This window comes from Streptomyces sp. NPDC058086 (assembly GCF_042885015.1).
Classification (GTDB): domain Bacteria; phylum Actinomycetota; class Actinomycetes; order Streptomycetales; family Streptomycetaceae; genus Streptomyces.
On the sequence record NZ_JBHVST010000007.1, the window covers coordinates 18,737 to 37,802 of the forward strand.

Genomic DNA, 19,066 nt, shown 5'->3' on the forward strand with positions numbered 1-19,066 from the left:
GCAGGGCCCCGCCGAATCGTTGCGGCGGGGCCCTGGGTATTGCGGGCGTTGCGGGCTACTTGCCCGTGAACTTCTCGTACTCCTTGAGGACCTCTTCGGTCGGACCGTCCATCCGCAGCTCACCGCGCTCCAGCCAGAGCACGCGGTCGCAGGTGTCGCGGATCGACTTGTTGTTGTGGCTGACCAGAAACACCGTGCCCGCGCTCTTGCGCAGCTCACGGATCCGCTCCTCGGAGCGCCTCTGGAAGGAACGGTCTCCGGTGGCGAGGGCCTCGTCGATCATGAGGACGTCATGGTCCTTGGCGGCCGCGATGGAGAAGCGCAGCCGCGCCGCCATGCCGGAGGAGTAGGTACGCATCGGCAGGGTGATGAAGTCGCCCTTCTCGTTGATGCCCGAGAAGTCGACGATCTCCTGGTAGCGCTCCCTGATCTGCTCGCGGGACATTCCCATCGCGAGCCCGCCCAATATGACGTTGCGTTCGCCCGTGAGGTCGTTCATCAGGGCCGCGTTCACGCCGAGCAGCGAGGGCTGGCCGTCGGTGTAGACCTTGCCCTTCTCGGCGGGCAGCAGACCGGCGATGGCGCGCAGGAGCGTGGACTTGCCGGAGCCGTTGGAGCCGATCAGGCCGATGGCCTCGCCGCGGTAGGCCGTGAAGGAGACGCCCTTGACGGCGTGCACCTTGCGTACGCCCCGCTCCTCGCCGCGCTTGATGATGCGGCTGAGAGCGGCGGTGGCGCTGCCCTTGCCGGTCTTGGCGCCGTTCACGCGGTAGACGATGTGCAGCTCGTCCGCGATGACGGTCGGGATGTGGGATGTCTGCTCAGCCACGGCCGTACCTCTCTTCCGCCTTCCAGAAGTACACGAACCCGCCGGCGGCGACGACCACGGCCCAGAAGGTGGCGATGGCCCACACATGGGGCGGCAGGTGGGAGGCGCCGTAGCCGTCGATGAGGGCGAAGCGCATCAGGTCCATGTAGATCGCGGCCGGGTTCACCTGGAGCGCGCGGATGAACCACTCGGGCCGTCCGACGAGCATGTTGCTGATGGAGAACATGACGCCCGAGGTGTACATCCAGGTGCGCAGGATGAACGGCATCAGCTGGGCGAGGTCCGGCGTCTTGGCGCCCAGGCGCGCCACGATCAGCGCGAGGCCGGTGTTGAAGAGGAACTGCAGCACCAGCACCGGGACGATCAGCAGCCAGGACAGACCTGGCGCGCTGCCGAAACCGATCACCACGACGAACAGCACGATCATCGAGAACAGCAGCTGCTGGAGCTGCTGGAGCGCGAAGGAGATGGGCAGCGAGGCGCGCGGGAAGTGCAGCGCGCGCACCAGCCCCAGGTTGCCCGAGATCGCGCGGACGCCCGCCATGATCGAGCTCTGCGTGAAGGTGAAGACGAAGACACCGGTCACCAGGAACGGGATGTAGGTGTCGTGCGACATGCCCCGGCTGGCCTTGAGGATCACGCCGAAGATGAAGTAGTACACGGCCGCGTTCAGCAGCGGCGTCGCCACCTGCCACAGCTGGCCGAGCTTGGCCTGGCTGTACTGCGCGGTGAGTTTCGCCTGCGAGAAGGCAAGGATGAAGTGCCGCCGCCCCCACAGCTGACGCACGTACTCGACGAGTCCGGGCCGGGCGCCGCTGACCGCGAGCCCGTACTTGGCGGCCAGGTCGGCCGCGGAGAGCCCGTCATCGGGGGACGGACGGTCGCTCACCGCGACAGTTCCGTCATGCGTTGTCTCACTCACAAATGGAAACTTTCGTCTTCATGATGTGCACGGCCTGGTGGGGCAGGGGCTGGGGGCACGGGACCGGAGTACGGCGAACGTGCTCCCGGGAACGAGCTTGTCAGATCGCGTGGCCGCTTGTCAGATGACAGGAGGACGACCGAGGCGGGTCAGCCGCCACACGGTACGCCACTTCATGGGACGCCGGGGCCCGCAGGAACTGGTCCAGCCCTCCTTGAAACCGCCGAACCACGCCTTCAGGGCAGGTCCCGAGGGACGGCGGGCCAGGGTCAGGAGCATCCAGACGCCGAGGTAGACGGGGACGAGCGGCGCGGGAAGGTTTCGGCGCGCGAGCCAGACGCGGTTGCGGGCCACCATGCGGTGGTAGACCGCGTGCCGAGACGGGGCGGTCGTGGGGTGGTACAGCACCATGTCGGACCGGTAGTCGATCATCCAGCCCGCGTCGAGAGCCCGCCATGCCAGGTCGGTTTCCTCATGGGCGTAGAAGAACTCGTCCGGAAGTCCGCCGACCTCGGCGAAGACCTTCGTACGGACCGCGTTGGCGCCGCCGAGGAAGGTGGTCACGCGCGAGGAGCGCATCGGGTCGGAGGCGCGCAGCCGCGGTACGTGGCGGCGCTGGGTCTCCTTGGTCTCGGGGTCCGCGATCCGGAAGCTGATGATGCCGAGCTCCGGGTCGGCCTCGAAGGCCAGGCGGCACAGCTCGGCGGTGTCGTGGGTGGCGAGGAAGCCGTCGTCGTCGAGAAAGAGCAGGACGTCGACGTCCGTGCCACCGGGGCCGAAGGCCTCGATGCCCACGTTGCGACCGCCGGGTATGCCGAGGTTCTCGGGCAGCTCGACGGTGCGCACGCCGTCGGGGACGTCCGGGACGGGCGAGCCGTTGCCGACCACGACCACCTCGACCCGGTCGCCGTCCTGCTTGGCGACGGAGTCCAGCAGGGCTCGGAGTTCGTCGGGGCGGTTGCCCATGGTGATGATGACCGCGCCGACCTTCATCGCCGTACTCACTTCAGCCTGCTGGAGGCGAGGATGGAGACGAGGTGCAGCACGGTCTGGAGGATGGCGATGCCGGCCAGGACCGCGACGCCGAGGCGGGTGAAGAACAGGTCCCCGCGCACCGAGTCCACGATGGCCAGCACCAGGATCAGCAGCGATGCCTCGATCCCGAGGACCAGCCGGTGGAACTTCAGCGCGGCGGCGGCCTTGCGGGCCAGCGCCATACCGGACGAGCGCGGCTCGGACGCCGACTCCTTGACCGGCGGCAGCCCGCCCTGGTGGCGGGCGACGCCGACGAGGTCGGTCTCGGCCTTGATCAGGATCGCGCCGAGGGCCGCCAGGGTGCCGAGGAAGGCCCAGAGCCAGTCGATCCGCCCGGAACCCCAGGGATCGGCGGCGCGCAGGCCGAAGCCGACGAGTACCGCGGCGTCGGTCAGATAGGCACCGACCCGGTCCAGGTAGACCCCGCCGAGCGAGAACTGCTTCTTCCAGCGCGCTATCTCACCGTCGACGCAGTCGAGCAGCAGATAGAGCTGGACCATGATCACGCCGAGCACGGCGCCCGGGATCCCCGGCACCAGCAAGGCCGGGGCAGCGAGCACGCCGCAGACAGTCATCAGGTACGTGAGCTGGTTGGGCGTGATCCTGGTGTTCACCAGGTAGCGGTCGCAGCGCAGCGAGATCTCTCGCATGTAGAGGCGTCCCGCCCAATGCTCACCGCTGCGCCGGTCCTTCACCCCTGCGGGATGAACGACGGGGCGGAGTTCAGCTACTGATGGCCTTGGCATAGTCGGAGTAGATGTCCTTGATCTGGTTGGGTTTCAGGTCGAGGTGTTCGAGGATCGTGTAGCGGCCCGGCCGGGTCTGTGGAGCGAACTCCACGGCCTGCACGAACTCGTCCACGGTGAACCCGATCTCCTCGGGCAGTACCGGCAGCCCGTGCCGGTGCAGCACCTCGGCCATGTACGCCGACTCCTCGTGCGCCCCCCGCAGGTACATCGCGAAGGCGGCGCCCAGACCGCACTGCTCGCCGTGGCTCGCCGCGCGCTTGGGGAAGAGGAGGTCGAAGGCGTGGTTGATCTCGTGGCAGGAGCCCGAGGCGGGCCGTGAGTCGCCCGAGATCGACATCGCGATGCCGGTGAGGACCAGCGCCTCGGCCAGCACCTGAAGGAAGTCGTTGTCCCCGATGCCGCCCGGGTGCCGGAGCACCGCCTCGCCGGCCTGGCGGGCCATCGCGGAGGCGAGGCCGTCGATCTTTTCGCCGTTGACGCGGTTGGAGAGTTCCCAGTCCGCGATCGAGTTGATGTTGGAGATCGCGTCGCCGATGCCGGCTCGCACGAAGCGCGCCGGTGCCTCACGGATCACATCGAGGTCGATGACGACCGCGATCGGGTTCGGCACACCGTAGGAGCCGCGGCCCGCGTCGTTGTCGAGGGTCGCGACGGGCGAGCACAGGCCGTCGTGCGCGAGGTTGGTGGGCACGGCGACCAGCGGGAGCCCGACGCGCGCCGCGGCGAACTTCGCGCAGTCGATGATCTTGCCGCCGCCCAGGCCCACGACCGCGTCGTAGTGGCCGGCCTTGATGGCACCGGCCAGCTGGATCGCGTCGTCGAGGGTGCCGCCGCCGACCTCGTACCAGGTGGCGCCGGGCAGGGCCGGGGCGATCCGCTCGCGCAGCCTCGCGCCGGAGCCGTTGCTCACCGCGACGGCCAGCTTCCCGGAGTGCGAGATCCGCTGGTCGGAGAGCACGCTCGCCAGGTCGTCCAGGGCACCCGGGCGGATGTCGACGACGACCGGCGAGGGAATGAGCCTTGTCAGTACTGGCACGCGATCTCCCGTCCCTTGGCGAGGTCGTCGTGGTTGTCGATCTCGACCCACTTGACGTCCCCGATCGGCGCCACGTCGATCTTGAAGCCGCGGTTGACGAGCTCCTGGTAGCCGTGCTCGTAGAACTGCTGCGGGTCCGTCTCCCACACCGTCTTCAGGGCGTCGGCCAGGTCGGCGGCGGCGTCGCCCTCGATGAGGGTGACGCCGATGTACTCGCCGGTGGCCTCGGTGGGCTCCATCAGCTTGGTGATCTTCCGGACGCCCTTGTCGGGGTCCACGACGACCTTCATCTCCTCGTCGGCGAGCTTCTTCACCGTGTCGAGGGCGAGGATGATGCGCTTGCCGTCGCCGCGGGCAGCCAGCAGCGTCTTCTCGACGGAGACCGGGTGCACGGTGTCGCCGTTGGCGAGGATCACACCGTCCTTGAGAGCGTCACGGCCGCACCACAGGGAGTAGGCGTTGTTCCACTCCTCGGCCTTGTCGTTGTCGATGAGGGTGATCTTGAGGCCGTACTTGGCCTCCAGGGCGTCCTTGCGGTCGTACACGGCTTCCTTGCGGTAGCCGACGATGATCCCGACCTCGGTCAGACCGATCTCGGCGAAGTTGCCGAGGGTCAGGTCCAGGACCGTGATGCTGTCCTCCATGCCCGCGGGGCCCACCGGCACGAGAGCCTTTGGGAGGCTGTCGGTGTAGGGACGCAGACGCCGTCCGGCGCCGGCCGCCAGCACAAGGCCGATCATGCGGGTTCTCCTTCATCGTGTACGGCGGGGGCCCCGGAGGACACCCAGAAGCGGATGCTCTCGACGAGCACCAGCAGCGCCACGGCCACGGCGAGCGCCGTGAGCGCGACCTTGAACTGTGCCGCGGTGAGCAGCGCGGCCAGGACGGTGACCAGCAGCGTCCTGCCTTCGTGCCCGCCGATCGCCCGCACCAGCCAGTGCGGGGGGGCTCCGGCGTTGCCGCGGATGCGGTACACCGTGTCGTAGTGATGGTAGGCGACGGCGGCCACCAGGCCGAAAGCCGCGGGAAGCGCTCCGTTCACATCTGCTTTGGCCGCCAGTACCAGAACGGTGAGGTATTCGGCGGCGCGGAAGAAGGGGGGCACCAGCCAGTCGAGGGCGCCCTTGAGGGGGCGGACGACGGCGAGAGCGGACAGGAGCACGTAGCCGACGGCGCACAGGACGGTCTGCCAGCCCGCGCCCCAGAGCAGGGCCGAGGTCACCACGAGGACGCCGCCGACGGCGGCACTGACGGGCGCCGCGATACGGACCGTGCCGCGCGCGAAGCGCACCAGCAGTTCGACGAGCGGTCCGCTGTCCGCGAGATCCGCCAGCGCCTGCGCCGCCCGGTCCGTGCGCCGGGCCTTGCGGGTGAGCGAGCGCAGTACGCGGCCCGCCGTGGTGTACGTCGCGGCGAACGCGCAGCCGACGAGCAGCGCGTAGAAGGTGATGCGGGGGGTCGTCAGCGCCGTGAGGACGGCGATCATCGCCCATCGTTCACCGATGGGCAGGACTATCATCCGGCGCACCCAGACCGTCCAGCCGACGCTGTCGAGCTTGTCCGAGAGGGCGGCGGTGGGGCTGGTGTTGGCGGTGGCGTCGTGGTTCGCCTCGTTGAAGGAGAAGTCCACGACGTGCCGGCAGGTCTGGAGGATCATCGCGCCGAGCGCGAGGGCCCATACGTCGTCGCCGCCGCGGGCGGCTCCGAGGGCGAGACCCGCGTAGTAGGCGTACTCCTTGGCACGGTCGAAGGTCGCGTCCAGCCAGGCGCCGAGCGTCGAGTACTGGAGCGAGTAGCGGGCGAGCTGCCCGTCCGTGCAGTCCAGGACGAAGGAGAACAGCAGCAGCAGCCCGGCCGCGGCGAATCCGGCGCGGGTGCCGGTGGCGGCGCAGCCCGCGGCGATCAGCGCGGTGAGCAGGGAGGCGGTGGTGACCTGGTTCGGGGTCAGGCCGCGGCGGGCGCACCAGCGGGCGATGTAGCGCGAGTACGGGCTGATGCAGTACGTGGTGAAGAAGCCGTCGCGGGCCTTCACCGCGCTGCGCAGGCGTACGGCCTCGTCGTCCACGGCGGAGACGGCCTGCCGGGCCTCGTTGCGCTCCTGCGGGTCGGTGGGGACCGCGGCGACGAGCGTGCCGAGCTCGGGGCGGAACACGGCGACGCCGTCCGCGTCGAGGGCCGCGGTGAGCCGCTCGGCGAGGTTGTCGGTGGCGATGGCGAGGCCGCCGGAGGCGGAGCTCTCACGGGCCACGGCACGGGTCAGCGCGCGGCGGGCCTCGGGCTGCACCGATACGGCGCCGGGCAGCGCGGAGGCCGCGAAGCGCGGGTCCGTGAGGCCGAGGCGCAGTGCGTGCAGGTGCCCCACGAAGCGGGCGTCGACGACGGCGACCCGCTGGTCCGCCGGTACGGCGGCCAGCAGTGCCTCGGCGTCACCGGCTTCGCCGGCGAGCCGCACGTCGAAGCCGAGCGACCGCAGATCGCCCTCGAGCGACGATCCGGGGACCGGCTGGCCGGTGAGGATGGCGGTCGACAGCGAACTCACTCCCTGAGTGCCGACGCGGCCTCGCGCCGGGCGTGTACGTGATGGGAAGGCCCCGGCCCCAGGCCCGAGGGGGCTCAGGCCGCTGGGCGGCATGTCGGCAGAGGCTATCGGATGATGAGAAGCGGGCGTTCATCGCCCGTTCACTGCGCGATCAACCACGTCTGCGTACCGCCTCCGCCGCGATCATCATCGGTGATCCGGGGGCCGTGTCACAAACCCGCACTCGCAGAACGCGCTATTTGCGTCATTGATCACGACACCTTCCGGACCATTACGTAGTGGGGCAGGACGGTCGGATCGGCGGCCGGCACCGGAGCGACCGGCGGCGGACCGACATAGGGTGGTCGTCCATGACATGGCTGATCACAGGCGGGGCCGGATACATCGGGGCACACGTGGCGCGGGCGATGGCGGAGGCCGGGGAGCGCGTCGTCGCCCTCGACGACCTCTCGGCCGGGGTTCCGAACCGGCTTCCGGAGAGCATTCCGCTGGTGCAGGGCTCGTCACTGGACGGGGACCTGCTCAAGCGGGTCCTCGCGGAGCACTCGGTGACGGGCGTGGTGCATCTCGCCGCGCGCAAGCAGGTCGGCGAGTCCGTTGCCCAGCCGACGCGCTACTACCAGGAGAACGTGGGCGGGCTCGCGACGCTCCTGGAGGCGGTCGCCGGGGCCGGCGTCAAGCGCTTCGTCTTCTCCTCCTCGGCCGCCGTCTACGGCAACCCGGATGTGGATCTCATCACGGAGGACACCCCCTGTGCGCCGATGAGCCCGTACGGCGAGACGAAGCTCGCCGGGGAGTGGCTGGTCCGCGCGGCGGGCCGGACCCACGGCATCGCGACCGTGTGCCTGCGCTACTTCAACGTGGCGGGTGCGGCCACGCCCGAGCTGGCCGACACCGGCGTGTTCAACGTGATCCCGATGGTCTTCGACCGCCTCACCCGCGACGAGGCCCCGCGGATCTTCGGCGACGACTACCCGACGCCGGACGGCACCTGCGTCCGTGACTACATCCACGTCGCCGACCTCGCCGAGGCACACCTCGCGGCGGCCCGGCGGCTGGCCGGCGGCGCGACGGGCGACCTCACGGTGAACATCGGCCGCGGGGAAGGGGTATCGGTGCGTGAACTGCTCACGTTGATCGGCGAGGTCAGCGGGGACACCCGGCGGCCGGTCGTCGAGCCGCGCCGACCCGGGGACGCGCCGCGCGCGGTCGCCTCGGCCGACCTGGCCGCGCGGGAACTCGACTGGAGCGCGCGGCGCGGGGTCCGGGAGATGGTGGAGTCGGCGTGGCAGGGGTGGGTGCTGCATCACCCCCGGGCACAGGATTAACGATCTTGAGTGTGCTCTGACCTGCAGATCGTTTCCGCAGGTCAGAGCATATGACAACGGTGTTCAATGCCGCGTTGCCCGATACCCCCCGCCCGTAGTTCACTGTGGTCCCAGGCAGAGCACAGGAGGCGGCTTCCATGGGGGCTGGACACGATCACGGGCACGCCCACGGCGCGCCCACCAGCGGCACGGCGGCAGCCGCGTACCGCGGGAGGCTGCGGGTCGCGCTGTCGATCACGCTCACCGTGATGGTGGTCGAGATCGTCGGCGGCCTCATGGCCGATTCCCTCGCACTCGTCGCCGACGCGGCACACATGGCGACGGACGCGGTGGGACTGGGCATGGCACTGCTCGCGATCCACTTCGCCAACCGCCCGCCCAGCGGCAACCGCACGTTCGGCTACGCGCGGGCCGAGATCCTCGCCGCGCTCGCCAACTGTCTGCTGCTGCTCGTCGTCGGCGGCTACGTCCTGTACGAGGCGATCCAGCGCTTCGTGACGCCCGCCGACACCGAGGGCGGTCTGACCATCGTCTTCGGGTTGATCGGTCTGGTCGCGAACACGATCTCGCTCACGCTGCTGCTGCGCGGCCAGAAGGACAGCCTGAACGTGCGCGGCGCCTTCCTGGAAGTGGTGGCGGACGCGCTGGGTTCGGTGGCGGTGATCATCTCCGCCGTGGTGATCACGACCACCGGCTGGCAGGCGGCCGACCCGATCGCCTCGATCCTCATCAGCATCATGATCGTCCCGCGCACCTGGAAGCTGCTCCACGAGACGCTCGACGTGCTGCTGGAGGCCGCGCCCAAGAACGTCGACATGGCGGAGGTGCGCACCCACATCCTGGCCCTGCCAGGCGTCGAGGACGTGCACGACCTGCACGCCTGGACCATCACGTCGGGCATGCCGGTCCTCTCCGCCCATGTGGTCGTCAGCTCCGACGTCCTGAACGCCATCGGCCACGAAAAGATGCTCCACGAGCTCCAGGGCTGTCTGGGCCACCACTTCGACGTGGAGCACTGCACCTTCCAGCTGGAACCGAGCGGGCACGCGGAGCACGAGGCGAAGCTCTGCCACTGAAGGGCTCCATCAGGAAGCTCCTGACCCAGCGAGCCTCCAAGGGGCTCCTGATCCGGCGGACTCTCAAGAGGCTCTTGACCCGGCGGGCTCTCGAAAGACTTTCGAGCCGGGGGGCTCTTAATTCGCGGGCGTGGCCGGCGCCTCCGGTGCTAGCGTGGCCGGAGATCCGAGGAAGAGGTGGGTTGATGACTGTCGCGTTCGGTGCCGCTGTGCGCGGCGACAGGTGCGTCCCCATCCTCCGGGTCCACGGCTGACCCACGCCGAGCGGCGTACGCGGCGGCCCGGGCCCCCGCATCCAAAGGTTTCCCACGTTGTCAAAGCATCACGACTCGTCCGACCGCAATGCCCTCCACGAGGCCTTCTTCACCCTGCATCACCGACTGCCCCGGCAGGGCCCCGGATCCGACGCCACCACCCGTCACCTGCTCTCACTCGCGGGCCCGCTGCCCGTCCGTCCCCGCGTGCTCGACCTGGGCTGCGGCCCCGGCCGCTCGGCGCTGCTCCTGGCCGCCGAGGCCGCGGCCGAGGTGACGGCCGTCGACCTGCACGAACCGTTCCTCGACGAACTGCGGACGGCCGCCGAGGCCCGGGGGCTGACCGCCTCGATCGACACCGTCCACGGGGACATGGGGGAGCTCGCCCACCCCGACGGCTCGTTCGACCTGCTCTGGGCCGAGGGCTCGGCCTATCTGATCGGTTTCGACACCGCCCTGCGCCGCTGGCGGCGGCTGCTCGCCCCCGGCGGCACGCTGGTCCTCACCCACTGTGTGTGGACCACCGACACGCCGTCCGACCAGGCCCGCGCGTTCTGGGAGGACGACTCGTTGCGCACGACCGACCAGGACACCCGGGTCGCGCGCGACGCCGGGTACTCCGTACTGGGGGTGTACCTCCAGCCGGAGTCCGACTGGGACGAGTACTACGACGCGCTCGGCGTCCACGCCGACGTGGCCGATGTCACCAGGCCCGGCATGGCCGAGGCGGTGGCGGGTGCCCGGAGGGAGATCGCCATGCGCCGCGAACACGGGAGGGAGTACGGCTACGTGGGCTATGTCCTGCGTCCGGTCGCCGTCGGCGACTGACGCCTCCCGTCCGCCCGGTGCCCGCGTCGGCGCCTGCGTCCGTCGCCGTACGGCGGGTGCGCCGCGCACCGCGATGAACCGGCCGCGGACTACGGCATCCGGCCCGGGTTCGACGGGGCCGGACGGGCACCGCCTCCGGGGGTCCCGGCGAACATCTGATGGCCCCTGTCCTGGACGGTTCCCCGTCCGTGGCACCGGGCACGATCAAGTGTCCGGCCGCTTTCGGTGACTGACAGACGTCGGCCGCGTGTCCCGCTCCGGGCCCCCGGAGCGGGACATGCGGGGAGCCGCGAAGTGCCGGGAGTGCCGGTTTCGTACGGCAGACTTGGGGCTTGAAGACCGATGCGAAGGATGGGTATGCCGATCACACCTGCCACCGCGACGCACAGTTCGTCGAACGGCACCGTTGAAGCGATCTTGCTCGAGTTGGTCGACGAGGACGGCAACACGATCGGCACGGCGGAGAAGCTCGCCGCCCATCAGCCACCGGGACAGCTGCACCGGGCCTTCTCCGTGTTCCTCTTCGACGAGCACGGCAGGCTGCTGCTCCAGCAGCGCGCCCTGGGCAAGTACCACTCCCCCGGTGTGTGGTCCAACACCTGCTGCGGCCACCCCTACCCCGCCGAGGCGCCCTTCGCGGCGGCGGCCCGGCGGACATACGAGGAGCTCGGCGTCTCGCCCTCGCTGCTCGCGGAGGCGGGCACGGTCCGCTACAACCACCCGGACCCGGAGTCGGGCCTGGTGGAGCAGGAGTACAACCACCTCTTCGTCGGCATGGTGCAGTCTTCGCTGCGCCCCGATCCGGAGGAGGTCGGGGACACCGCGTTCGTGACCGCCGCCGAACTCATGGAGCGGCACGCGAAGGACCCCTTCTCGGCGTGGTTCATGACGGTCCTGGACGCGGCCCGCCCGGCGATCAGAGAGCTGACGGGCCCGTCCGCCGGCTGGTGACGGACCCGTCTGCGCGAAGACTCCCCGAGGGTGCTAGACGATGCTCACAGTGAGCGGCAGGGCGGCCCAGATCACCTTGCCGCCACTCGCCGTGTGCTCGACGTCGCACACCCCGCCCGACTCCCTGGCGACCTCCCGCACCAGCAGCAGCCCACGGCCGCCGGTCTGGCCGTGGTCGGCCTCCAGGGCGGTGGGACGGTAGGGGTGGTTGTCCTCGACCGAGACCCGCACCCACTCGGCTCCTACGGCCACCTCCACGGCGAGCATCGGGGAGAGCAGTGCCGCGTGCCGTACGGCGTTCGTGACCAGTTCGGAGACGATCAGCAAAAGCCCGTGGACGAGGTCCTCCGAGACGGGCACTTGCTGACGGAAGAGCAGGTCACGAACGGCGTGTCGTGCCTGCGGAACCGAGGCGTCGATGGCGGGAGCGGTGAACCGCCACACCCCCTCGTACGGCAGCGGACCCGGCGGTCTCCGATCGGGAGGCACATCCCCGGCGCCTTCAGGGCGGGAGTCGAACCCCCGCCCGTGGTTCTCCATCGTCCGGTCGCCACCCTTGCGCTCGATTGTCACCACACGTCGAGTGTTGGTAACGCGCTGGTCCGGACCGCATCCCTGAACAGAAGTCAGCGACTATCGACCGCTTCTGACCGTTGACGCATGGCACGGTCCGGCCGCGCGACCGCTCCTGTCCGTGTGGTGTCTGCTTCGAGAACTATTCGGGTTGTACGGGTTGGGCGCCGGGCTCGCCCGATTCGTCCGTCAGCGGCCGCGCCCCGAGACCAGATGTACGATGCGCCGCCCGCCGAAGCCGGTGGCGATCAGGCCCAGCCCGTCGAAGAGCAGCGCGAGCGAGAAGAAGCAGCCGATCACGTACTTGCTGCTGCTCGGCCAGTTGTCCAGCACCAGGATGCCGAGGAGCAGGCCGAAGACGCCCTGCAGGAGCGTCCAGCCGAACTGCGCACCGCGCACCACGAGGCTGCCGACCACCCGGAACACCCCGCCGGTCAGGAACAGCAGGGCAGCGAACATGGTGAGCGCCTCGGCCGCGGCGTCCGGGCGGCGGATCACCACCACTCCGGCCGCGATGTTCAGGGCCGCGACCACCACCCCGAGCCAGAAGAAGTTGGTGCCGCGGGCCTGAACAGCGTGCAACAGTCCGACCGCTCCGCCGATCAGCAGCAGCCAGCCGAACAGGATCATCGAGGTCAGGGTCGCGACGCCCGTGTAAACGAGCCCGACGAGCCCCGCGATCACCAGGATCACGCCGAACGCGGCGGTCCAGCTGAAGCCGCGGTTCAGTTTCGTGGTCGCGTCGTTCGGCGCCCTGTCCTTGGTCCTGGCCATCAGCGCCTCCTCGCGCCCGGCCCCTTCTTGATCGTACGTTCGAGGGTTGCGGATAGCATCCGGCATATGGAGCCGCAGCTGCTGCACAGCGTCGGCGACGGGGTCGCCACCGTCGTCATTCACCACCCGGCCAAGCGCAACGCCATGACGGCCGACATGTGGAGGGCGCTGCCGCCCCTGCTCGACGGGCTCGCGGCCGACCCGGACGTCCGTGTACTGGTGCTCACCGGCGAGGGCGGCACCTTCTGCGCGGGGGCCGACATCTCGACGCTGCGGGGCTCCTCGGACGAGGCGCAAGGGCTCGCCGTGAACGCCGAGGAGACGCTCGCCGCGTTCCCCAAGCCGACGCTCGCGGCGATCCGCGGGTACTGCGTCGGCGGCGGATCCCAGCTCGCGGCGGCCTGCGATCTGCGGTTCGCGGAGGAGGGCGCGCAGTTCGGAGTGACGCCGGCGAAGCTGGGGATCGTCTACGCCGCCTCGGCCACCCGGCGGCTGGTGTCGCTGGTGGGTCCGGCGACCGCCAAGTACCTGCTGTTCTCGGGCGAGCTGATCGACACCGAACGGGCGCTGCGCACGGGTCTGGTGGACGAGGTGCTGCCCGAGGGCGAACTCGGCAAGCGAGTCGGGGAGTTCAGCCGCGTCCTGGCCGCGAGGTCGCTGCTGACGCAGGCGTCCGCCAAGGAATTCGCCAATGGGCGGACCGACCGGGACGCGTACTGGGCCGAGCAGGCGCGCGGGAGCGACGACACCGCGGAGGGCGTCGCCGCGTTCCTGGAGCGCCGTCCACCGCGCTTCACCTGGACCACGCCGGCGTCCACCGCAACCAGCCGGCCGGCCACCACGACCGCTCCGTCGTCCACCAAGACCGCTCCGTCGTCCACCAGGACCGCTCCGTCGTCCACCGCGACTACTCCATGATGAAGCGGCTCTTCGCCCGGAACTCCGCCACCAGATGTGCAGGAGCCTTCTGGGGTGACCCGGCGTCGTAGGGCGGCTGCGGGTCGTACTCCGTCAGCAGTTGTACGGCCTGTGCGTGTTCGTCGCCCGCGATCCGTCCGAGCAGGGCGAGCCCCATGTCGATGCCGGACGACACACCGGCCGCGGTGACGTACTTTCCGTCGAACACGACCCGCTCCCCGGTCGGCTCGGCACCGAACCGCTTGAGGTGGTCGAGGGCCAGCCAGTGCGAGGTGGCCCGGCGGCCCTCGAGCAGCCCGGCGGCGGCCAGCAGCAGGGAGCCGGTGCACACGGAGGTCGTCCAGGTGCTCGTGGCGTCCGCGGCTTGCAGCCAGTCCAGCAGGACCGCGTTCTCCATCTGCGGGGTCTGGCCGGGTCCGCCGGGGACCACGACGATGTCCGGGTGCGGCACCTCCGCCAGGGTCCTGTCTGCGGTCAGGGCCAGGTTGCCGCTCTCGTTGCGGACGGGGCCGGTGTGCTCCGCGACGAAGACGGTCTCCGCGTCGGGCAGGCGGCCGAGGGTCTCGTAGGGTCCCACGGCGTCCAGGGCGGTGAAGCGGTCGAAGAGGACGATGGCGATCTGCATCGGGTTCCTTTCCACGGGTGGGTGGGGCAGGGGCGTCAGGTGCGGGCCGGTCAACGGGTCGGGGCGGGGCGGAAGCGGCGCCGGTACTCCGCCGGTGCCGTGCCGAGCGCCTTCACGAAGGCACGGCGCATCGCCTCTGGGGTGCCGTAGCCGCAGTCGCGGGAGATCCCCTCGACTCCGTCGGCGGTGTCCTCCAGGAGGCGCCGGGCGTGCTCGAGACGGACGCGGTCGACGTACCGGCCCGGGGTCATGCCCGTCTCGGTCTGGAAGGCGCGGGCGAAATGCCGGGGCGAGAGCCGGGCGCGGGCGGCGAGCGACTCGACGGACAGGTCGTCGCCGGGGTGCTCGGTGATCCACTGCTGGACCTCGCGGAGCGGTTCGCGCCGCGCCGTCTGCGCGGCCAGCTGGGCGCTGAACTGGGCCTGGTTGCCCGGGCGGCGCAGGAAGACGACGAGGTGGCGGGCGACCGTCAGGGCGACCTCGCGGCCGAGGTCCTCCTCCACGAGCGCGAGGGCGAGGTCGATGCCGGAGGTGACGCCGGCCGAGGTGGACACCTGTCCGTCCCGCACGTAGATGGGGTCGGGGTCGACCTCAATGGCCGGGTGGTCGCGGGCGAGCTTGTCGCAGTACGCCCAGTGGGTCGTCGCGCGACGGCCGTCCAGCAGGCCCGCCTCGGCGAGCGGGATGGCGCCGGTGCAGACGGAGACCAGGCGCTCGGCGCGCGGCCCGTGCGCGCGCAGCCAGTCGGTCAGCCGGGGGTCGGGGCGCCGGGTGCCCCGGCCGCCCGGGACCAGCAGGGTGTGCGGGACTGGCGCGTCGGCGAGGGTGTGGTCCGGGACGAGGGTGAGGCCGCTGGTGGTACGCACGGGTGCGCCGTCCAGGGAGGCGGTGTGGATGCGGTACGAGCCGCCGCGGAAGGCCTCGGCGCCCGCGAAGACCTCCACGGGGCCCGTGACGTCGAGGCTCTGCACGTCGTCGAAGAGGACGACCAGAACGGTTCGCATGGTCTCGATTCTTGGCGGGCCGGGTGATGGCCGCAATGACGAGTACCCCACCTTTCCTGCCATCGCGCCTCCCGCACCTTTCCTGCCATCACCCCATCGCCCCTCCCGCCTTCCCGGCGTACCGACTAGTCGGTAACCTTCGGGCATGACCACATCTCTGCCGGAGCGCGCCGGGCGGCGCTGCCACAACGTCCTCAACCCGCTGCACTCGACGCACTACTTCTCGCCGGACCTGGGCCGAGAGCTGGCCGCCATCGGGATCGAGGACAGCAAAGGCGCGTACTTCGCCGTACGGGCCGCCGCCATGGGGCCGGTGGGTCCCGGCACGGTGACGGCGACGTTCTACAACTTCCGCCACGAGCTGGTGGCCCGGCATGTGCCCGAGGTGTGGGAGAAGGCGTCCCCGGCGACCGTCCTCGCGGCACGCGCGCGTGCCGTCGACGCGACCTGGCGACGGCTCCTCGGCGAGGACGTCCTCGCCTCCAAGGAGGTCGCCGAGGCCGCGGAGCTCGCCCTTCGGGCCGCGGAGGCCTGCACCAGGACCGCGCGTCCGCTGTACGCGGCGCACGCCGACCTGCCCGTGCCCGACGCGCCGCACCTCGCCCTCTGGCACGGCGCCACGCTGCTGCGCGAGCACCGGGGCGACGGTCACCTCGCGGCGCTGCTCGACGCGGAACTCGATCCGGTCGAGGCCCTGGTGAGCCACACCGCGACCGGCAAGGGCATGGCCCCGAAGTGGGCACTGGGCACGCGCGGCTGGTCGCGGGCGCACTGGGACGCGGCGGTCGAACGGCTGCGCGAGCGCGGACTGCTCGACGCGGAGGGCGAGTTGACCGAGGCGGGGGTGGCCTTGCGCCAGGAGATCGAGGACCGCACGGACCGGCTGGACCGTGCCCCGTACGAGCATCTGGGCGCCGCGGGAGTGGAGCGCCTCACCGAGCTGGCGCGGGGCATCCTGATGCGGGCGCTGGCGGCCGGCGCGTTCCCCGAGGGCATGACCGGCAAGGACTGACAGCGCCGATCGGCGCCCTGATCCCCCGTTGTCGGTGTCACCTGCCACAATTGCCGCGCAACCTCTGTGGAGAAGGCGGTACGGGATCGTGACGACACCCCTCGTAGGGTCCATCGAAGGCAGGATCGCCGAGGAGCTCGGCGTACGGGAGCGGCAGGTCAAGGCCGCCGTCGACTTGCTCGACGGCGGGTCGACTGTGCCCTTCATCGCCCGCTACCGCAAGGAAGCGACCGAGATGCTCGACGATGCGCAGCTGCGCACCCTCGAGGAGCGGCTGCGCTATCTGCGGGAGCTGGAGGAGCGGCGCACGGCGATCCTCGAATCGGTGCGCGAGCAGGGCAAGCTCACCGAGGAGGTCGAGGCGCAGATCCGGGGCGCCGAGACGAAGGCGCGGCTCGAGGACATCTATCTGCCGTTCAAGCCGAAGCGGCGCACGAAGGCGCAGATCGCGCGCGAGGCGGGCCTGGAGCCGCTGGCCGAGGGCCTGCTCGGCGACCCGTCGGTCGACCCGCTCGCCGCCGCGACGGCCTTCGTCGACGCCGACAAGGGCGTCGCCGACCCGCAGGCCGCGCTGGACGGCGCCCGGTCGATCCTCACGGAGCGGTTCTCGGAGGACGCCGACCTGATCGGCGAGCTGCGCGAGCGCATGTGGGTGCGCGGGCGCCTGGCCGCCAAGGTGCGGGACGGCAAGGAGGAGGCGGGCGCCAAGTTCGCCGACTACTTCGACTTCGCCGAGCCCTTCAAGGAGCTGCCCTCGCACCGCATCCTCGCCATGCTGCGCGGTGAGAAGGAGGAGGTCCTCGACCTCGTCCTGGAGCCCGAGGAGCCCTCCGAACAGCCCGGTCCCTCCTCGTACGAGGGGATCGTCGCCCATCACTTCCAGATCGCCGACCGCGGTCGTCCCGGCGACAAGTGGCTCACGGACACGGTCCGCTGGGCCTGGCGCACCCGCATCCTCGTGCACCTCGGCATCGACCTGCGGCTTCGGCTGCGCACGGCCGCCGAGGACGAGGCGGTGAACGTCTTCGCGGCGAACCTGCGGGACCTGCTGCTCGCCGCCCCGGCGGGCACGCGCGCGACGCTGGGCCTCGACCCCGGTTTCCGTACGGGTGTCAAGGTCGCCGTGGTCGACGCGACCGGCAAGGTCGTGGCGACGGATGTCATCTACCCGCACGTCCCGGCCAACAAGTGGGACGAGGCCATCGCCAAGCTCGCCCGCCTCGCCAAGGAGCACGCGGTCGAACTGATCGCGATCGGCAACGGCACGGCGTCCCGCGAGACCGACAAGCTCGCCGGTGAACTCATCACCAAACACCCGGAGTTGAACCTCACCAAGGTGATGGTGTCCGAGGCGGGGGCGTCGGTGTACTCGGCGTCGGCGTTCGCCTCGCAGGAGCTGCCCGACATGGACGTGTCACTGCGCGGCGCCGTCTCCATCGCGCGCCGCCTCCAGGACCCGCTGGCCGAGCTGGTGAAGATCGACCCGAAGTCCATCGGCGTCGGGCAGTACCAGCACGACCTGTCCGAGGTGAAGCTCTCCCGGTCCCTGGACACGGTGGTCGAGGACTGTGTGAACGGCGTGGGCGTGGACGTGAACACGGCCTCCGCCCCGCTGCTCGCCCGCGTCTCCGGCATCACCTCCGGGCTCGCGGAGAACATCGTGGCGCACCGTGACGCCAACGGCCCCTTCACGTCCCGTACCACCCTCAAGAACGTGGCCCGGCTCGGCCCGAAGGCGTACGAGCAGTGCGCGGGCTTCCTGCGCATCCGGGGCGGGGACGATCCGCTGGACGCCTCCAGCGTGCACCCGGAGGCGTACCCCGTGGTGCGGCGGATGGTGAAGACGGCGGGCAACGAGGTCGCCTCCCTGATCGGCAACACCGGTGTGCTGCGCTCACTCAGGCCGACCGACTTCGTGGACGAGACGTTCGGTCTGCCGACCGTCACGGACATCCTGAAGGAGCTGGAGAAGCCCGGGCGCGACCCGCGACCCGCCTTCAAGACGGCCACCTTCAAGGAGGGCGTCGAGAAGATCTCCGACCTGGCCTCCGGGATGGTGCTCGAAGGGGTCGTCACGAATGTGGCCGCGTTCGGGGCCTTCGTGGACATCGGCGTCCACCAGGACGGTCTGGTGCATGTCTCGGCGATGTCGAAGACGTTCGTGAAGGACCCGCGCGATGTGGTCAAGCCGGGTGACATCGTCAAGGTGAAGGTGCTCGAGATCGACATCCCGCGCAAGCGGATCTCTCTCACGCTGCGGCTCGACGACGAGGCGACTGCGTCGGACCAGCAGGGTGGGGGTGGGCGTCCGCAGCGAGGTGGACGGCCTCCGCAGCAGCGCCAGCAGCAGCGTCAGCCGCGGAGTGGGGCGGGCGGAGGCGGTGGCGGCGGTTCGCGGCAGGCCGCTCCGCCGCCGGCCAACAGTGCGATGGCCGACGCGCTGCGGCGCGCGGGGCTTGTCGATCCCAAGAAGGGCAGGCGCTGAGCGACTGAAAGTGCGTGGGGAACTGCGGGTGATTCGTGGCTGGTCGCGCCCTCGCGGCCCAGCCGCACAAAAGTCACAGCCCCGGTCCCCTGACGGGGCGCTGCACGAGCCCCGCTCCTCAAAGTGTC

At 70.4% G+C, this 19,066-nt stretch carries 17 protein-coding genes and 1 pseudogene; 7 read left to right on the forward strand and 11 right to left on the reverse strand.

Annotation, left to right across the window (positions count from 1 at the left end; translation table 11 throughout):
* Positions 1-55: 55 nt before the first annotated feature.
* The 7 genes from ACFVWD_RS07435 to ACFVWD_RS07465 form a co-directional block, all read right to left on the reverse strand.
* Positions 56-916, reverse strand: coding sequence for an ABC transporter ATP-binding protein (locus ACFVWD_RS07435; protein WP_389594386.1), 861 nt, complete (start codon positions 914-916; stop codon positions 56-58).
* Positions 822-1,751 (reverse strand): ABC transporter permease, encoded by a 930-nt coding sequence (locus tag ACFVWD_RS07440; protein ID WP_389594387.1) that lies wholly within the window; start codon positions 1,749-1,751, stop codon positions 822-824. Before ACFVWD_RS07440 ends, ACFVWD_RS07435 begins: the two co-directional genes overlap by 95 nt.
* Before the next feature lie 120 nt (positions 1,752-1,871).
* Positions 1,872-2,744 (reverse strand): glycosyltransferase family 2 protein, encoded by an 873-nt coding sequence (locus tag ACFVWD_RS07445; RefSeq protein ID WP_389594538.1) that lies wholly within the window; start codon positions 2,742-2,744, stop codon positions 1,872-1,874.
* Between the two features lie 8 nt (positions 2,745-2,752).
* Positions 2,753-3,532 (reverse strand): CDP-alcohol phosphatidyltransferase family protein, encoded by a 780-nt coding sequence (locus tag ACFVWD_RS07450; RefSeq protein ID WP_168513706.1) that lies wholly within the window; start codon positions 3,530-3,532, stop codon positions 2,753-2,755.
* Entirely contained in the window at positions 3,510-4,571 is a 1,062-nt protein-coding gene (locus tag ACFVWD_RS07455) for an iron-containing alcohol dehydrogenase family protein (RefSeq protein WP_389594388.1), read from the reverse strand. Before ACFVWD_RS07455 ends, ACFVWD_RS07450 begins: the two co-directional genes overlap by 23 nt.
* Positions 4,559-5,311, reverse strand: a complete 753-nt coding sequence (locus ACFVWD_RS07460; protein WP_382119286.1) for a sugar phosphate nucleotidyltransferase — start codon at positions 5,309-5,311, stop codon at positions 4,559-4,561. Before ACFVWD_RS07460 ends, ACFVWD_RS07455 begins: the two co-directional genes overlap by 13 nt.
* Positions 5,308-7,101, reverse strand: a complete 1,794-nt coding sequence (locus ACFVWD_RS07465; RefSeq protein ID WP_389594539.1) for a DUF5941 domain-containing protein — start codon at positions 7,099-7,101, stop codon at positions 5,308-5,310. The genes ACFVWD_RS07460 and ACFVWD_RS07465 overlap by 4 nt, the downstream gene beginning before the upstream one ends.
* A 359-nt stretch (positions 7,102-7,460) precedes the next feature.
* On the opposite strand from ACFVWD_RS07465, the gene galE reads away from it, so the two are divergent.
* The 4 genes and pseudogenes from galE (at position 7,461) to idi (ending at position 11,547) form a co-directional block, all read left to right on the forward strand.
* Entirely contained in the window at positions 7,461-8,438 is a 978-nt protein-coding gene (gene galE, locus ACFVWD_RS07470; RefSeq protein WP_389594389.1) for a UDP-glucose 4-epimerase GalE, read from the forward strand.
* A gap of 137 nt (positions 8,439-8,575) precedes the next feature.
* Complete coding sequence (locus ACFVWD_RS07475; protein WP_389594390.1) at positions 8,576-9,514, forward strand: cation diffusion facilitator family transporter; 939 nt, start codon at positions 8,576-8,578, stop codon at positions 9,512-9,514.
* Positions 9,515-9,825: 311 nt separating this feature from the next.
* A pseudogene (locus ACFVWD_RS07480) lies at positions 9,826-10,578 on the forward strand (class I SAM-dependent methyltransferase); the annotation flags it as partial.
* A 375-nt stretch (positions 10,579-10,953) separates the two neighbouring features.
* Positions 10,954-11,547, forward strand: coding sequence for an isopentenyl-diphosphate Delta-isomerase (gene idi / locus ACFVWD_RS07485; protein ID WP_168513696.1), 594 nt, complete (start codon positions 10,954-10,956; stop codon positions 11,545-11,547).
* Positions 11,548-11,580: 33 nt separating this feature from the next.
* On the opposite strand, the gene ACFVWD_RS07490 is transcribed toward idi, so the two are convergent.
* Complete coding sequence (locus ACFVWD_RS07490; RefSeq protein ID WP_389594540.1) at positions 11,581-12,087, reverse strand: ATP-binding protein; 507 nt, start codon at positions 12,085-12,087, stop codon at positions 11,581-11,583.
* Between the two features lie 222 nt (positions 12,088-12,309).
* The gene (locus ACFVWD_RS07495) at positions 12,310-12,894 is read right to left on the reverse strand and encodes an HdeD family acid-resistance protein (protein WP_389594391.1); all 585 of its coding nucleotides are present in this window, start codon (positions 12,892-12,894) and stop codon (positions 12,310-12,312) included.
* 66 nt (positions 12,895-12,960) lie between these two features.
* On the opposite strand from ACFVWD_RS07495, the gene ACFVWD_RS07500 reads away from it, so the two are divergent.
* Positions 12,961-13,812 carry an enoyl-CoA hydratase-related protein gene (locus ACFVWD_RS07500; RefSeq protein ID WP_389594392.1) on the forward strand — a complete coding sequence of 284 codons (852 nt, stop codon included), beginning with the start codon at positions 12,961-12,963 and terminating at the stop codon, positions 13,810-13,812.
* On the opposite strand, the gene ACFVWD_RS07505 is transcribed toward ACFVWD_RS07500, so the two are convergent.
* Positions 13,802-14,437: a DJ-1/PfpI family protein gene (locus tag ACFVWD_RS07505; protein ID WP_389594393.1), complete on the reverse strand. Its 636-nt coding sequence runs from the start codon at positions 14,435-14,437 to the stop codon at positions 13,802-13,804. The genes ACFVWD_RS07500 and ACFVWD_RS07505 overlap by 11 nt on opposite strands.
* A gap of 50 nt (positions 14,438-14,487) precedes the next feature.
* Positions 14,488-15,441 carry a GlxA family transcriptional regulator gene (locus tag ACFVWD_RS07510; RefSeq protein ID WP_389594394.1) on the reverse strand — a complete coding sequence of 318 codons (954 nt, stop codon included), beginning with the start codon at positions 15,439-15,441 and terminating at the stop codon, positions 14,488-14,490.
* 145 nt (positions 15,442-15,586) lie between these two features.
* Between ACFVWD_RS07510 and ACFVWD_RS07515 the strand changes: the two genes are divergently transcribed.
* Both ACFVWD_RS07515 and ACFVWD_RS07520 read left to right on the forward strand, forming a co-directional pair.
* Complete coding sequence (locus ACFVWD_RS07515) at positions 15,587-16,453, forward strand: hypothetical protein (RefSeq protein ID WP_389594395.1); 867 nt, start codon at positions 15,587-15,589, stop codon at positions 16,451-16,453.
* Positions 16,454-16,541: 88 nt separating this feature from the next.
* Positions 16,542-18,938: a Tex family protein gene (locus ACFVWD_RS07520; protein ID WP_389594396.1), complete on the forward strand. Its 2,397-nt coding sequence runs from the start codon at positions 16,542-16,544 to the stop codon at positions 18,936-18,938.
* Positions 18,939-19,066: the final 128 nt, after the last annotated feature.

Coding starts and splice junctions, on each gene's coding strand:
- ACFVWD_RS07435 (WP_389594386.1), bottom strand. CDS start 916: ATGTGTGGGCCATCGCCACCTTCTGGGCCGTGGTCGTCGCCGCCGGCG.
- ACFVWD_RS07445 (WP_389594538.1), bottom strand. CDS start 2,744: ATGAAGGTCGGCGCGGTCATCATCACCATGGGCAACCGCCCCGACGAA.
- ACFVWD_RS07450 (WP_168513706.1), bottom strand. CDS start 3,532: ATGCCAAGGCCATCAGTAGCTGAACTCCGCCCCGTCGTTCATCCCGCA.
- ACFVWD_RS07460 (WP_382119286.1), bottom strand. CDS start 5,311: ATGATCGGCCTTGTGCTGGCGGCCGGCGCCGGACGGCGTCTGCGTCCC.
- galE (WP_389594389.1), top strand. CDS start 7,461: ATGACATGGCTGATCACAGGCGGGGCCGGATACATCGGGGCACACGTG.
- ACFVWD_RS07475 (WP_389594390.1), top strand. CDS start 8,576: ATGGGGGCTGGACACGATCACGGGCACGCCCACGGCGCGCCCACCAGC.
- idi (WP_168513696.1), top strand. CDS start 10,954: ATGCCGATCACACCTGCCACCGCGACGCACAGTTCGTCGAACGGCACC.
- ACFVWD_RS07490 (WP_389594540.1), bottom strand. CDS start 12,087: ATGGAGAACCACGGGCGGGGGTTCGACTCCCGCCCTGAAGGCGCCGGG.
- ACFVWD_RS07495 (WP_389594391.1), bottom strand. CDS start 12,894: ATGGCCAGGACCAAGGACAGGGCGCCGAACGACGCGACCACGAAACTG.
- ACFVWD_RS07500 (WP_389594392.1), top strand. CDS start 12,961: ATGGAGCCGCAGCTGCTGCACAGCGTCGGCGACGGGGTCGCCACCGTC.
- ACFVWD_RS07505 (WP_389594393.1), bottom strand. CDS start 14,437: ATGCAGATCGCCATCGTCCTCTTCGACCGCTTCACCGCCCTGGACGCC.
- ACFVWD_RS07510 (WP_389594394.1), bottom strand. CDS start 15,441: ATGCGAACCGTTCTGGTCGTCCTCTTCGACGACGTGCAGAGCCTCGAC.
- ACFVWD_RS07515 (WP_389594395.1), top strand. CDS start 15,587: ATGACCACATCTCTGCCGGAGCGCGCCGGGCGGCGCTGCCACAACGTC.